This window comes from Ruminobacter sp. RM87, assembly GCF_000701925.1.
GTDB classification, from domain to species: domain Bacteria; phylum Pseudomonadota; class Gammaproteobacteria; order Enterobacterales; family Succinivibrionaceae; genus Ruminobacter; species Ruminobacter amylophilus.
Window position 1 is genome coordinate 15791 of the sequence record NZ_JNKD01000004.1, and the last position, 14489, is coordinate 30279.

Consider the following 14489-nt stretch of genomic DNA (forward strand, 5'->3'; position numbering starts at 1 on the left):
ATGCTAAAACGAAAACTTGTTGCCTTGCTTCGTTTTGTTCCAAAGTTGCTTGCTTTTGTGGCTGTGATAACACTGATATTTGACATTACTTGTTTGGTTTTAGGCAATATGGGTTATTGGGTAAATATTACAAATTCAATGCCCGTGGGAGTCTACCGGGAGGAATCCGGAGATATCGAAAAAGATAACTATGTGCTTCTATGCAAGGATGATTATGAATTAAAGAGGGCAAGGAATGATGATTACTTATGCAAGGACGGTCATCAGCCACTTTTGAAAAAGGTGGTGGCAGTAAAAGATGATGTAGTGACGGTATCTAATGAAGGTGTGTTTGTGAATAATACAAAACTTGCAAATTCTGAAAGAATTGTAAATAGCTTGTTAAATGACAATAGTTTACTTGATTACACTTTGAAAGATAAAGAGTTTTTAGTTATGGGCAGATCTCCGTACTCTTGGGATTCAAGATATTTTGGAATAGTAAGAAGAGATGAGTTTGTCTCTAAGGTGGTTCCGGTATTTCTGGTATTCTCAAAATATGAAGATTTGCATTTTAATTACTAATAGGGAAGGAAATTATGACAGGAAATGCTAATAAAGAACTAAATATCGAAATTCTTAAAAAGAAGTTACAAACTTTAGAATTGGGAGTTTGTTTTTTAATGTTCATGCTGATGTTAACCATTCTATTTTGGGCTATGTAGGTTTGAAAAATGAGATTATTTATTGCGGAAAAACCAAGTGTCGGAAGGGCGATTGCTGAAAGTCTCGGAGTAACTAAGAAGAATAAGAGTTACATAGAATGTTCAGATGGCTCTGTTGTGACCTGGTGTTTTGGTCATATGTTTGAGCTGGCCGAACCTGATGAATACACACCGAATGATGTTCCGGTGAACAGCAAAGGCAGAAAAATTTGGAGATTTGATGAACTTCCTATTTTTCCTGAGACGTTCAATCTGCATCCAAAAAACGATGCCAAGGAGCAGCTGAAGGTTATCAAACAATTGCTTAAAGATGCAAATGAGGTAATAAACGCAGGAGATCCGGACAGAGAAGGTCAGTTGCTTGTAGATGAACTTCTTGAAGAGTACAAAGTTAAACTGCCGGTCAAGCGTTATTGGGCTAACGCACAGGATTCTGTTTCTGTAAGCAGAGCCTTAAACAGTCTGAAATCAAATGACGAGTATACAAGTTTAGGTGTGGCTGCCAGACAGCGATCATACGCTGATTGGCTGGTAGGTATGAATTTGACAAGAGCTTTTTCAATTCAGGCAAAGACCCTTGTAACTATGGGAAGAGTACAGTCACCTACACTGAAATTAGTGGTTGACAGAGATAAGGCCATTGCCAATTTTAAACCGGTTGACTATTTCCGTATTTTTGCTGAACAGTGTGTTAAAGAGAATGATGGAAGATTTTCATCAGAACTGATGACGGAGAATCTTGATTGCACAGATGAGGAAAATCGTATTATTGATAAATCTAAAGCAGAGGAGATTATTGCCAAAATAAAGGATGGAACAGGGAAAATCATAAGTTTTAAGAAAACTCCAAAGAAAAAGAATCAGCCTTTGGGATACTCATTGTCAGATATTACGGCAAAGGCATCATCATTATGGGGTTTTTCAGCACAAAAGACTCTGGATGTTTGTCAGTCTCTTTATGAGAAAAAACTGACTTCATATCCCCGTACAGATTGTTCATATTTGCCAGAAGCGCAGTATTCTGATGCTCAGAATGTATTAGATGCTATTAAGGCCACTTGTTCAGAACTGTCAGAGTTGGTTGAGGGAGCTGATTTATCAATTCATTCTAAAACCTGGAATACTGAAAAAACAACGGCTCACCATGCCATCATTCCGACTATGCAGGCTGGCGATTTTTCTGCATTGAATGACGATGAGAAAAAAGTTTACAACCTGGTATCCAGAAACTTTATCAGTCAGTTTTACGGTGTTCACGAGTATTATGAAACAGAGATACTCAGTAAAATCGAAGATTATGATTTCAGGGCTACAGGGATAACAGTTATCAAGGAAGGGTGGTGCTGTTGCTTTAAGAAGGATGTTAACGAGTCAGATAGTGATGAAGATTCTGAAGTCAATTCCAAAGCACTTCCCGATGTGAATGACGGTGATTTGACTTCATGTGTTAATCAGCAAATCAAAACGGCAAAAACCAAGGCTCCGGCAAAGTTTACCGAAGGTACGCTTATAAAGGCAATGGAGAATATCTACAAGTACATTGACGATGAAGTATCAAAGAAACTTTTGAAGGACGGGGACGGCATAGGAACAAGCGCAACAAGAGCAGGGATTATTTCCGAGCTTAAGAGGAAAGACTATCTGGCAGCCAAGGGAAAATACATTGTTTCAACTGAACTTGGGCAGAAAGCCATTGGGATAATTCCTGAAAAGATCAAGTCGCCTGTGCTGACAGCGATTTTTGAAAGCATGTTATCCAGGATAGAAAAAAAGGAAATGTCTGTAGATGACTTTATGGGAAAACAGAAGAAGCTGGTGGAGGATGAAATTAACAAAGTAAAGGGTTTGTCGATTGCTATTGCGCCTAAGAAGGAGCAGAACATATCCGCAAAATTCAAATGTAAAGTTTGCGGAAAAGGTCTTATCAGAAGGGAATCTTCAAAGAACAAGGGAGTGTTCTGGTGGGGGTGTTCAGGATATCCTTCATGTAAACAGACGTATTTTGACGATAAGGGGAAACCCAAGTATGAATCAGATTCCAAGGGGTCTGAAAAGAAGTAATGTGAAAATTTGGATAGAGGAGCATCAATATGGCTGAAGTAACAGAAGAATTTAAAACGGAAATGGCGAAACGCCGGGCGTTGTTTGGCAGTAACGTAAGTTCAGAAAGGATTATCGAAATTATGACTGCCAGTGCTATTCCGGGAAATCATGTACCGGTAACGAGAGAAGAAGCTGCTGCATGTGGTATAGATTCTCTTCCTGCTTCCGAAGTGAGAGCTTTGTTTGGTGATAATCTTGATGAATTATCTGATGAAGAAGCTTATGCCGGTATGGAAAACATTGAATCTCAGTTTTACATGAACAAAGGGGAAAATAAGAAAAATAAGTAAGGAATAAAAAAGGGCAGCCGAGGGAGTGCTCCGGGAAAGGAGCTTTTTTTGGCGTTACACTCAGCTGCCAATTTAATTATAATTAATTCTACAGAGTTTTCAAGAATTTTTTTGCGAAAGGTGGCAAAAATGGCTCAGAAGAATAGAAATACGCCAACGACAAAGACAACAAGAGTCAGCGCAGAGCAAAAGTACAACGATTTTGTAGCTGATCTTTTCATCAAATCCATTGAGAGCGGTACTGCACCCTGGACAAAACCGTGGTCAACCGAAGACATGATGAACATGGCACCAAGGAATCCTGAAACCGGAACATTTTATAAAGGTTCAAACGCAGCTCTTTTATTTATGACGGAGGAGCTTAACGGTTATCAGGACTCAAGATGGATGACGTTTAATCAGGCCAAGGCTGCCGGTGGATACGTGAAGGCAGGTGAACATGGTGTTCCATTGAGAACCTTTATTTTTGAACGAGAAGTTCCGGTACTTGATGACAAGGGTAAACCTGTTTTAGATAAGGATGGCAAGCCGGTTACTGAAATTGAGGAGCTTGATCCGCCAATAATCAATACATTTACGGTTTTTAACGTCAAACAAATCAGTTTTCCCCCGGAACACAAGTATTCTCAGCCATTAGCAAGCGATGTCACACAGGAGCAGGTATGGGAAAATTTACAGAGGGCTGAAGATTTAATTAAGAATACCAACGCTCAGATAGTGTTCGGAACCGGTTCCAGGGCTTTTTATGCCCCGGCAAAAGACTACATAAATTTACCGAAAAAGGAAAAGTTCAAAACTCAGGAAGGTTTTTACAGTACTGCGCTTCATGAACTTTCACACTGGACAGGGCATAAGGCGAGATTGGACAGACCATACAACAGCCGATTCGGAACCCCAAACTATGCCAGAGAGGAGCTTGTTGCGGAAATATCAAGCTTTATGCTTTGCATGAATTTAGGAATTGGTCATAATCTTGAGAATCATGCTTCGTATGTTGAATCATGGTCAAAGATATTAAAGGATGACAAGAAGGAGATCATCGAAGCAACTAAAAAGGCGAACGAAGCGCAAAAGTTTATTACGAGCTTTTCACAGAATAATATTTTAGCTGAAGACAGAATTTACTTAATATCAACGAAAGACGATCAAAATTTTGAAAAGCAGCTGATTGATTTAGGTGCTTTCTATGATATATCTGAAAACAAATTCTATGTAACTAAAGAGACTCATGACTTATCTAAGTTTTCCGATTTTTTACCTGACGAGCAGACTCAAAGTCAAAATAAAAAAAGTGAATTAGAAGTCATTTACGAAAAAGGCAAAACAGAACGTGGTTACTATAAGAACATTGATTTTGAGACATTTAGGAAAATCAATGATGTATTGCCAGAAGAAAACAATGGTCTAATGTATAAAAATTGGTTTGCCTGGGACAGGATTAAAGAACATGAAAGAAATGTTGATGATAATGGGTGGTATCGTGCAGATCTGATTAATGGTATTTCTTGTAATACTCAGGCATTGGAGTATGTGTTGAAAGAAAAAGAAATGCCAGCAATGGTCTTTTATGCATGTTTAGATAAGTCATCAGACGGAGAGGGGGTTAATGTAGAAAAAACATTTGCAGATCGAGGATATTATTTGACTTTGAGCGAAGCAAATAAGTTATTGTTTGATGCAAATAAAGATGCTAAAAGCAATAGACAGTATTTTGAAAATGATATTACTGTTGTTGCATTTGATAAAAGAGGCGGTGAAACAAACTTGCCACAATCAGATTTATGTACCAAAATGAGATATATATGTGGAGTTGGTGGTGATAAAGGAGATGTTATAAAGCATATTTCCGATGGTGGAGGTGTAAAAATTTACACTGTGCCTGATATGACGGAAGATGATAGAAAAGCTACTAAATTATTAGATTCAGCACATGCAAATGATTTAAAAAAGAAAAATGATAAGTTTGAGTCATTTTTAAAGGAAAATAAATTTGAAGAAAGACAGAAGCTTAAAAGCAGTATGTCAAAACTTGAGAATTTACAAACAGCTCTAAATAAAGCAATCAAGTATCTAAATGATCAGACAGTAAAAGAATCGTTAAGTACCGAAGAAAAGCAGGTTTATGTAGGACAATTGAGCGACCTTATTGCTCATGCCGAAACTCTTAAACAACTGGTTGAATTGAATCAGGAGCTTGATGTAAAAGGTATTAAGGCTGATGCAGTCAACTCGTTGGACAAACGAGATGAAATTGGCGAACAAAGCGAATACAGAAAAATGCAGGAACGGCAAGAAATGAATATTCCGCATAAGGTCAACCCTGCTTACGCTGACACATATTTGGTTGTTCCGTTTTACGATAAAGATGAAGCAAAGAGTCTTGGTGCAAAATGGGATCGTAAAATAAAGCATTGGTATGTCCCAGCCGGTACAGATTTGAATTTGTTCAACAAGTGGACGAGGGCTGATGTCGCTGTAAATAAATATCAGAGGGAGTATGAATTAAGCGAACAAAAATCTCGCTATTTAATAAATTCAAAAACTTCTGCTATGGAGCAGAGTAAACAAGTACTTGCAACAGATAAGGTGAAGTTTAGAGGCAGATAGGGTTTAAACGACAATTACCGTAATTAAGGAAATTGCATGTGTTGTGTAATTTCCTTATTTTTTTTCGGTAAGAATAAGGAATTCTAATTGATGGATGCTTCAAATGATCAAAAAGTAATATTGAGTGGAAGCTTTAAAGTTGAAACAACTTATGAAATTTTTATGAAAATGGCCGTTTTTTTTAAAGATAACAATATTAATATTGTTGTTACAGGTGGTGAACAAGAAATTACGAATCAAAGAGAAAACGATAGAAAGATAGGAGAGCTTCTAAACTTGTATATAATCAGGAGAAATTTAAAAAAATGGACAAGAATGTCGTATATAACAGCTTTTAAAAATGTTTTGAAAAATATTAGCAGTGATTCTGAATCGTGGAAGGATGTTAGTGTTGGGCAAATAAACAGGGAGGTTATAGAGAAGTTTAACGTTACTAATGGCAGTGAATATCAGTATTTAAATATAGTAAATTCAGTGTTCTCTTGGTTGGTGCGTGAGGAAATTGTTGATTATAACCCCTGCACAAAACATTTACACAAGTTTAAAAAATTTTCTCAGGGGGTTCGCGCTGCACTGAATTGTGAAAAATGGATAGATGACATAGAAGCCAAGAAAATACTAACTGAGTTCTTTAAAAAGGTTAAAGGTCAAATTGATATTAGTATGTACAGATTTCTTGTATTACATTTCATTTTGGGGACAAGAATAAGTGAAACCTTTAATTACATTGATGCTGTGAGAAATATTGATTATGATGAAAATAATGTTTTAACAACTGTTTACATAAAAACTAAATGCACAAAAAACGGAGCTGATGCAGATTTTAGGATGCCTGTACCTGATTTTATTCATAAGATGATAGATACAGACAAAGTATTGTATTCAAAAAAATCACATGAAACTGTAATTTCAATTTTAAGAAGATTTATCGCAAAAAATTTTAAAGATGAATTTTGCCTTCATGGCACAAGGGCAATTTTCAGGACTACAATTGACTTTATCGATAAAGATAAGGCATTTGGGAAGGACGAAAAGGAAGCGTATATCAATCATAAGACAGATAGCTATGTTCAGAACAGATATCATCGAAATGATTATTTGATTCCCAGAATCGAGATCATGTGTAAGTATGCCTCTTTTGTATATGAGGTGTCAGGTCTAATTGAAGAAAAAAATCAGACTGAAGCTTATGTTGAAAAGCTGGAAAAACGACTTAACAGGCCATCAAGTAAGAAAGATCAGTGTTAATAAGCGTTGTTGTTGTCAAGAATTTCCTGAGTCTTCCATGTCAATATAAACCCTGTCGGTATGTCTCATTGTACGAAGCAAGGCACAATTATTGACGAAATTTAGACACGAGTTAAACAAGTTACCTTGTATATGTCGTGTAAATGAGTTATAATATACCTTGTAAGTTACTCTAATGACTTACCTTATTAGGGTATACCTTTTAGGTTGCTGGTTGAGAACAAATTTTATTAACTCTTGTGAGGAGTTTTTATGATTGATAATGAAATTGATGAGCTTTCAATAACCGAGGATCCTAAGTTTTTTCAGGAACTGACGGAAGAAGTATGGAAAGAAAACTTTGAGAAGGTTGGCTATATTTATATTGGTGTAGGTGATGAACCTGAAGGATGTACTTCACGTGTCTATAAAGATAAACATCGGGAGATTGTTGGTCTTGGTGATCATTACAAAATTGAAGTAAGATCTGAAGCTCCGGACTATGATTGGGAAAAGGCTCTTTATTCAAATGCTTGATCACAAATGTAGGTTAGTACTTTTTGCAGGGCCTAACGGCTCTGGAAAAAGTACAGTAACAAAAAGGATTGGTAAACATAATTTGCTTCCAGAACTCTATTTAAACCCTGATGACATAGCAAGGGAAATAAATCCTGGTAATTCATGGGAGGCGAGGATTGCAGCTGGCAGAAAAGCTGTACAACTTAGAAAATCCTATTTGGAAGAGAACAAATCCTTTGCTATGGAAACTACATTAAGCGGAGCCTCTGAGATCTCTTTTATAAAGGATGCTATTTCTAGGGGATACAAAGTTACTGCAATTTATGTGGCTATTCGAGGAACTATGGATAATATTGCCAGAGTAGAAACACGAGTTGCAAAAGGTGGACATAGTGTGCCTCCTGACATAATTGCAAGAAGGAGAGAAAGATCTCTTAAAAATTTATCATTTTTAATTGATAATCTCCATAGAGTAGTTGTTATTGATAATACCAAGAAACCTAGAACTTTTCTAAGGAAAAATAATAATAAAATAACTTTTGTTTCTGCGGATTTGCCAAATTGGTTTGTTTCAAACATTTTAAATGAAAAAATCATTGAATATCGTTTAGAAGCAAACCGTAAATTTGATCGCAAGAATCGTTCCGCTGAAAATACTTATTTTAATGTTCCTTTTTATGAAAATGATGAAGCAAAGAGTCTTGGTGCAAAATGGGATCGTAAAATTAAGCATTTGTATGTCCCAGCCGGTATGGATTTGAAGCCTTTTATAGAAAAAGGTTGGAAAAGATTGAGTGATCAAGAAGTTAATGAGTTAGCACAAGCAAAAGAGGAATTTAATGAATTGAGAAAGTCAACAAAATCAGATCTGTCATCCAGAAAAGACTCTCACCAAGAGCTTTCAATTACTGAACCCAAGAAAATCCGGGGAAGATAATGACTACAAAGGGCAATGTTCGTATCTATATTCGAGTATCTACTGAGGAGCAGACTATAGAACGTCAGGAACATCTGATTGATGATGCAAAATCCCAAGGGTTCTATGTCGCTGGTGTTTATCGTGAAAAAGCTTCTGGTGCTATAGAAAACAGACCGGAACTGCAAAAGCTTATAAGTGAACTTCAACCTGGTGATTATGTTGTTGCAGAAAAGATGGATCGTATTAGCAGACTTCCGATCTCTGATGCACAAAGTCTTATTTCTCAGATAAAGGCAAAAGGAGCGAAGTTGCTTGTTCCTGGAATTGTTGATTTCACAGATATTATACAGAACACTCAGGATAGCATGTCAAAAATTGTACTTGAAGCAATGCAGGAACTACTTCTTAAAATTGCCTTGCAAATGTCTCGTGATGATTATGAGTTTAGGAGAAAACGCCAAAAAGAAGGTATATCTTTAGCAAAACAGCAGGGAAAGTTTTGTGGCAGGCGAGCTGATAGAGAACTGCACAAAAAGATAATTGAGTGTCATATATTGAGGAAACCGCCTTTGTCTATTGCTGAAACTGCCAATTTTCTGAATACAACCATAAGTACGGTAACAAGGGTTTGTGGTTTATACAAAAATGATAATAATTACTTAAAGTCTTTAGATGAAAACGGTAAGTGAAACAGTGTTGAGAAGGTATAGCTGTCTATGTTTAAATAGTGGCTATTTTATTATGGGTAAAATTGATTATATAAGGAATTTTTTATGAAATTAGGTTTGATAGCAGCGAGTTTCATAACTGTTGCGATCACTGGTTGTGGAAATGAAGATCCTCTGAATAGTCTTTATAATTCTGATTTTACAGAAGAAGAAAATCATCTGCTTAAGTGTAGTGTAAAGAATGTAACAGCAATAGAAGATACAAATAATTGGCATAAAATTAAAAAAGATAATCCTGATTTTAGTAAAGCATTAGCATTCAAAAGTGATTGTAAAAAGTTTCATCATGATTTCAGGATGAAATTATGCCAGTATGACACTGACGAACGAAGAAACAACAGAGATGCAATTGAAAAACTGTATTCGGAAAAAAGTCCGGAATTATTTCAAGCCTTTCTTGATTCTTGTAGATCAGCTGGGATTGCTGATCCAAAGGAAAGGTATTTAAGTAAACAGAATCCCAAGTTTAAGGATCATTATTAAGTTTTTAGGAGATATCTCACGTGAAATCAATTAGTGTAATGGCTATGTCAGCCATGGTATCGTTGCTCTTGAATGGATGTAATTTGTTGGCGGTTATGGAGCCGCCACGTGTAAATTTAGATTCAATTTGTAATGACATCTATGTGGAAAATAGAAATAATAACAGTAATACCGGAGGTTTTGCCGCAAATCAAAAATATAATAATGACTATTATACGGTTGATTTTGTCGGGTATTATGACGAATATTTAGGATATCCGGCAATTATTAAGGATGTTAAAGATTCCAAAGGTAATGTTTTTTATAAAATTATTCTAATGTATCAAAATGATAAATTAGAAAATCATAAGTACGTCAAAGGTCAGGAAATTGCAGTAAATCAGATTAATTTAGGTATGATTGTTGATAATCTATTTTATTGGCATGATTATAAAGAACATTATTGCCGTTTCGATGTTCTCAATAAACTAGAGTAATTATATAAAATTCTGCTATTACATTTGAGATTATTTAAGTAGTTTTCTTTATGATAAATGAAAACGACTTTTATAGATACTGTGTGGTAGTGATTATTCGGATTTTGTCTATGATAATGAAAGGCATCAAAAGATAATTTGATGCCTTATGTTTTTTCAGAGTGTTAGCTTAATCAGTCTATGTTAAAAAAGTATGGTTGTCCAATCAAAGTGCCATCAGCATTATATACCTCTACATAATAATCAGTTCTGATACATCCTTTAGGATCGGGGTTGCATCCGGTATTACCGCAATTCGGGTTACAAAATCTGTCTTTTACCCAGCTGTCACCTGATTCTCCATATCTAATGCATGTTTTATTGATTTTGGGACCATAAGCTGTGTAAACCGTCTCTTCAGAGAATTCCAGACAAATTTCGTGAGAAGGTATAAAAGCAGCTCTGCCGTCATGTGCAACTACTGTATCCGTTTTTACATTGCTTCCACATGATGAAAGGGATGGCAGGGGGGATTGTAATTTGTGAATTCTCCGGATCATTGCTCTGTGCGGTCCAGCACAATCCCCAGGAGCAAAGCCTATAGGAGCGCATAACCATATACCGCATTCATCATCGGATGCAGCGGAAGATATAGCAGGTGTTATTGCTATCATAATTGCAAGAGAAATTACCATTTTTTTAAATTTCATTTTTAGACCTTTTGATTTTGGTTTGAGTTGTTGTTTGAGTTGCTTAATTTATTTGTATCTGGTTTTGCAGCATTTACGCCAGCCTTAAAAGGCTGTGTTATATTTTCAGATACAGTGGCTTTTGCCTGGGTCATACCGTTTTTCAACGCTTTTACTCCTGAATCTTTAATCGCGTTATATCCAGCAACCAGTTTTGATTTTGTACCTGATGCACCTTTCTGCAGAGCAGCATGTGCAGTCTGTATAGGTTCAGTAGCAGCCATAGCACCAAAGCCTGTGGCAGCGGATATGCCTTTGACTGCCCCTTTTGTAATATTTGCTGCTGCCTGGGCTATTTGTCCGGCATTTCTAGCACCTGCTTTTACTGCCTGTCCTGCTGATGATTGAGATATGGCATTACCCAGATCCTTCATCCCTTCAGAAACAGAATGTTTGCTCATGTAGTCAATGGTTCGTGATGTTCCCTTGGCAACAGCAGCCGTTCCCTGGGCTGCCATAACGGTTGATGTTGCAGCTCCTGTCACACCTCCTGCCATAGCTCCTGCTACTGCTGAAGCCGCCGGAGAAGAAAAATCAAATTTTCCGCCGGCGATTCCGGCAATCATGTCAGGTACTGTTTCCATTATCATAAAGAACATAATAGGCAGAACTAAAGCCTGGAGAGTGGCAATTGGCTCTGTAATGCTCATATCTTTCAGCAATGTCGCCATTAAAGTATTCATGATGGCCACAATGAATAGCATTGCAAAATACTTTACACTTGCTGATAGAACCCCTTTAAAGTAATTAATGGCAATATCCCTTGTCCATCTGCCACCTCCAAAACCAAGTAAAAAAGCTCCGGCATACATGTAGCACCATAGAGCAATGAGCTGAACTAAAACCTTTATGGCAATAATCAAGCAGAAAATAAAAAATACTAATGCCAGAAGTGTTTGAATAAGATCGCTTGCAATGGTATCCAAATCCCATTCCAATGAATCCCACATCGTTGAATAGAAATCTAAACCAATATCTACAATTGCTGAAGGAGTCATGGATGGCAGACCGGATCCTCCGGTTGTAAGTCCTGCTCCGATGCCTCCTAGTTTTGCAAAGGTTTGAAATATCGAATTTGCGATGTTAGGTCCCTTGTCTAACAAAAATGCGAACAAACCGGTAAAAATTATGTATTTTGCTAATTCTCCGATAATTTCACCGAATTCAGCATGTTTAAGTGCAAGTTCAATTGCGGTCCAGGACAATGAGATGGTGGCCAAAATCCAAAATAATGTCAGTGCATAATCTTTAAGTTTTTCAGCCCAGTTAGATGCGGTGTTTTTAAAGGTATCGCTTATTTCATCAAGAATATTTACATGAAAATTGCTGGCAGTATCGGCTGCCGATGCGATATTCATTGATGAATCTATAACAAATATTGCACTGATGGTGATTAATAATATTCCAAAAAATATAATTGATCTTTTGAACATGTTTCTTTCCTAGTAATGATCCTGGTAAACTTTGTTGGTTTTCCATTTGGTCAGGTTTTTTCTATATGTTTCTAATCGTTTTTGTCTAGTAAGTTCTTTTTGGTTGAAATGGTTGAGTAACTCGTTTTGCGTTGATTTCATTTCAAGTGTCTGTTGCCTGAGATCAATCAATGATTTTGCAGTAAGTCGATTGAGTTCTCTTGTGTCAGAAAGAATCTGATTGGTTCCAACGTTATTACTCAATTTTGTGGAAAAATCTTTTAGATCTTGTTGATCTTGAGTTATTTGGCTGGCTAAGGAATTTGGGTTGTTGGGATCGTTATCTTCTTTATTTTTCTTGTTTCTTTCTGTGATTTCATTTTGAAGAGAATTTAATATTTCTTTTTGTTCCTTTGCACAAAGTTCATATTTATTTAAGAAATCACATCCATCTTCCATAAGTTTGTTGCTTCTGTTTGCTACAGAATTATATTGCTCGATAGCACCGGTGTATGTTGATCTCAAGCGGTTAAGTGTGTTCTGGAGATCTTGAAGATTGGTAATTCTGATGTTTTCAAAATTAGTATTCAGTACAAGATTTTCAAGCTGACGGATTTGGTTTTCATAATCCAGAATCATTTGTTCATACTGATTAATGGTGTTGAGCTGAGTCTGTAACATCTCCATGTACTGAAGAGGCTGAAATATTACAGATGTTTCTTCAATTACTGGAACGCCAGCAGAGACCTGTGATGAAAGTAATGATGATAAAAGTACAATTAAAAGCTTGTTTTTCATAAGTTCTCCTAATAATCATAATTCTGATAAGGCTTTGAGAAGATAATATCTTTTGTAACCATAACGTTAATCTTGAATCCTGGACGAATTTCAAGTGTAGGGCTGATATTCATGTTTTTCTGAATCATCTGAAGAGCGGTATTTCCCATTTGGCTGCCAAATGACTGAGCCATTGCGGAGGATGCTGTTGTTCCGTTTTCGTTATTAGAGGTGTATTTGTCCTGAGAATAGGTTATACCGGCAGAAATAACAGACAGCAGGAATGACGATGTAAAGAGACGAAGGTAATGGTTGTTTACCAGGTCGTTCATTCCTGAATATCCGGCCTGATCCGTACCATTCATGGAACCTATATCAATCGTTTTTCCGTCCGGAAATATCAGTCTGTTCCATGAAACAAGCACTCGTTCCTGACCGTAAACAACACCGGATTCATAAGTGCCGAAGATTTTTGTCCCCTGTGGCACTAACATAAATCTGCCCGTCGGAGAGTCGTAAACATTCTGAGATACCTGGGCAATGATTTTTCCTGGTAAATCAGAGTTTATGCCGGTAATAAGAGTTGCCGGCAACACTGATCCGGTAATGATAGACAGTCTTTTCGGAGCCTGTACAGAAGAATCAAGTGTCCACTTATCCCCCGTTTCTGTTGATGAAGCTGTGGTTATTGAAAATCTTGTCGCATTATTTTCAGATGGCTGATAAGTACTCCCATTTCTCATGGCGTTTATCTTTTGCTGATAACTGCCGTTGGGATCATTGAGATCCGCCATTTGACTTAGAATTCGTTCTCTTTCCTGTTTTGCATAAGAAAGGCTTTCACTGGTATTTGAAGATGAAGGCGGAACAGATGAATAGCTTGTGGAAGTCTTCGTTTTTTCGTATGCCACAGCCATTTTTGACGGAGAGTTTACAGAATTGTTGAACATCTGGATCTTTGTCTGTCGAATTTGCTGACGTTCTCTTTCCTTGTCCATTCTCTTTTGTCTGGCAGCTTCATCTTCATAAGACGGCTGTTGCATTGTGTTCTGAGGAGGGGGCAGATTTACAGAGCCGTGATTTCTGCTGTTCGGATCGATTAACTGAATTCTTGTTCCTGAAGGGGTTTCAGTCATGGCAATGGTATTTGAGTCATTCGGAATGTCGGATTCATTGTTTTCTCCGACAATTCCGGTATCAAGATTTGCCGGAATAATGGATTCCGGACCTGCCATACCGTTAATGACTTCGGCATTCAGGGAGTTATCGGCAATAACATTCTTGATGACCTTTTCTTCTTTTTTGTTGTCATTAGGATCACTGAAGAAGTCATCTCCCATGAGTGTGGTAAAAAGAATCCCCAATCCGAGGATTCCAATCCCCAAAACAGCCTTGCGAGCAGTGTCAGAAAGATATTTGGATCCTGATACTCGCATTGGGTTATTTTCAGGATCCAGCTCGTTTTCCGGTATTGGCTGCTGTTCATTATTAAGATCGTTAGACACGTTTATCCTCC

General features: G+C 37.1%; 14 protein-coding genes. 10 read left to right on the top strand and 4 right to left on the bottom strand.

The genetic code is table 11. From position 1 onward, the window contains the following. The 10 genes from traF to T489_RS0102135 all read left to right on the top strand — a co-directional run bounded on the left by traF (position 1) and on the right by T489_RS0102135 (position 10056). Positions 1-564 (top strand): conjugative transfer signal peptidase TraF, encoded by a 564-nt coding sequence (traF, locus tag T489_RS0102085; RefSeq protein ID WP_037318473.1) that lies wholly within the window; start codon positions 1-3, stop codon positions 562-564. Between the two features lie 149 nt (positions 565-713). Next, positions 714-2765, top strand: coding sequence for a DNA topoisomerase 3 (locus tag T489_RS0102095; protein ID WP_031578390.1), 2052 nt, complete (start codon positions 714-716; stop codon positions 2763-2765). A 29-nt stretch (positions 2766-2794) separates the two neighbouring features. Further along, entirely contained in the window at positions 2795-3097 is a 303-nt protein-coding gene (locus T489_RS0102100) for a hypothetical protein (protein ID WP_031578391.1), read from the top strand. A 129-nt stretch (positions 3098-3226) separates the two neighbouring features. Further along, a complete protein-coding gene (locus T489_RS14020; protein ID WP_157608032.1) occupies positions 3227-5704 on the top strand; it encodes a zincin-like metallopeptidase domain-containing protein in 2478 nt (825 codons plus the stop codon). Positions 5705-5794: 90 nt separating this feature from the next. Further along, the gene (locus T489_RS0102110; RefSeq protein WP_031578393.1) at positions 5795-6952 is read left to right on the top strand and encodes a site-specific integrase; all 1158 of its coding nucleotides are present in this window, start codon (positions 5795-5797) and stop codon (positions 6950-6952) included. 252 nt (positions 6953-7204) lie between these two features. Continuing rightward, a complete protein-coding gene (locus T489_RS0102115; protein WP_031578394.1) occupies positions 7205-7468 on the top strand; it encodes a hypothetical protein in 264 nt (87 codons plus the stop codon). Then, complete coding sequence (locus T489_RS14025; protein ID WP_051621714.1) at positions 7461-8387, top strand: DUF5710 domain-containing protein; 927 nt, start codon at positions 7461-7463, stop codon at positions 8385-8387. The genes T489_RS0102115 and T489_RS14025 overlap by 8 nt, the downstream gene beginning before the upstream one ends. Continuing rightward, positions 8387-9058, top strand: coding sequence for a recombinase family protein (locus tag T489_RS0102125; RefSeq protein ID WP_031578396.1), 672 nt, complete (start codon positions 8387-8389; stop codon positions 9056-9058). Before T489_RS14025 ends, T489_RS0102125 begins: the two co-directional genes overlap by 1 nt. 84 nt (positions 9059-9142) lie before the next feature. After that, the gene (locus tag T489_RS0102130) at positions 9143-9580 is read left to right on the top strand and encodes a hypothetical protein (protein WP_031578397.1); all 438 of its coding nucleotides are present in this window, start codon (positions 9143-9145) and stop codon (positions 9578-9580) included. A gap of 20 nt (positions 9581-9600) precedes the next feature. Beyond that, a complete protein-coding gene (locus tag T489_RS0102135) occupies positions 9601-10056 on the top strand; it encodes a hypothetical protein (RefSeq protein ID WP_157608033.1) in 456 nt (151 codons plus the stop codon). A 173-nt stretch (positions 10057-10229) separates the two neighbouring features. Here the strand turns inward: T489_RS0102135 and T489_RS14030 are convergent, their stop codons facing one another. Genes T489_RS14030 through T489_RS14035 form a run of 4 tightly spaced genes read right to left on the bottom strand, consistent with a single transcriptional unit; the run spans position 10230 to position 14478 of the window. After that, positions 10230-10745, bottom strand: coding sequence for a hypothetical protein (locus T489_RS14030; protein ID WP_051621715.1), 516 nt, complete (start codon positions 10743-10745; stop codon positions 10230-10232). A 2-nt stretch (positions 10746-10747) separates the two neighbouring features. Beyond that, positions 10748-12217: a P-type conjugative transfer protein TrbL gene (gene trbL, locus T489_RS0102150; protein WP_031578399.1), complete on the bottom strand. Its 1470-nt coding sequence runs from the start codon at positions 12215-12217 to the stop codon at positions 10748-10750. Between the two features lie 9 nt (positions 12218-12226). Further along, positions 12227-12994, bottom strand: coding sequence for a TrbJ/VirB5 family protein (locus tag T489_RS0102155; protein ID WP_031578401.1), 768 nt, complete (start codon positions 12992-12994; stop codon positions 12227-12229). 8 nt (positions 12995-13002) lie between these two features. Further along, on the bottom strand, positions 13003-14478 hold the full coding sequence (locus T489_RS14035) for a TrbI/VirB10 family protein (RefSeq protein WP_051621716.1): 1476 nt from the start codon (positions 14476-14478) through the stop codon (positions 13003-13005). Between the last annotated feature and the right edge of the window lie 11 nt (positions 14479-14489).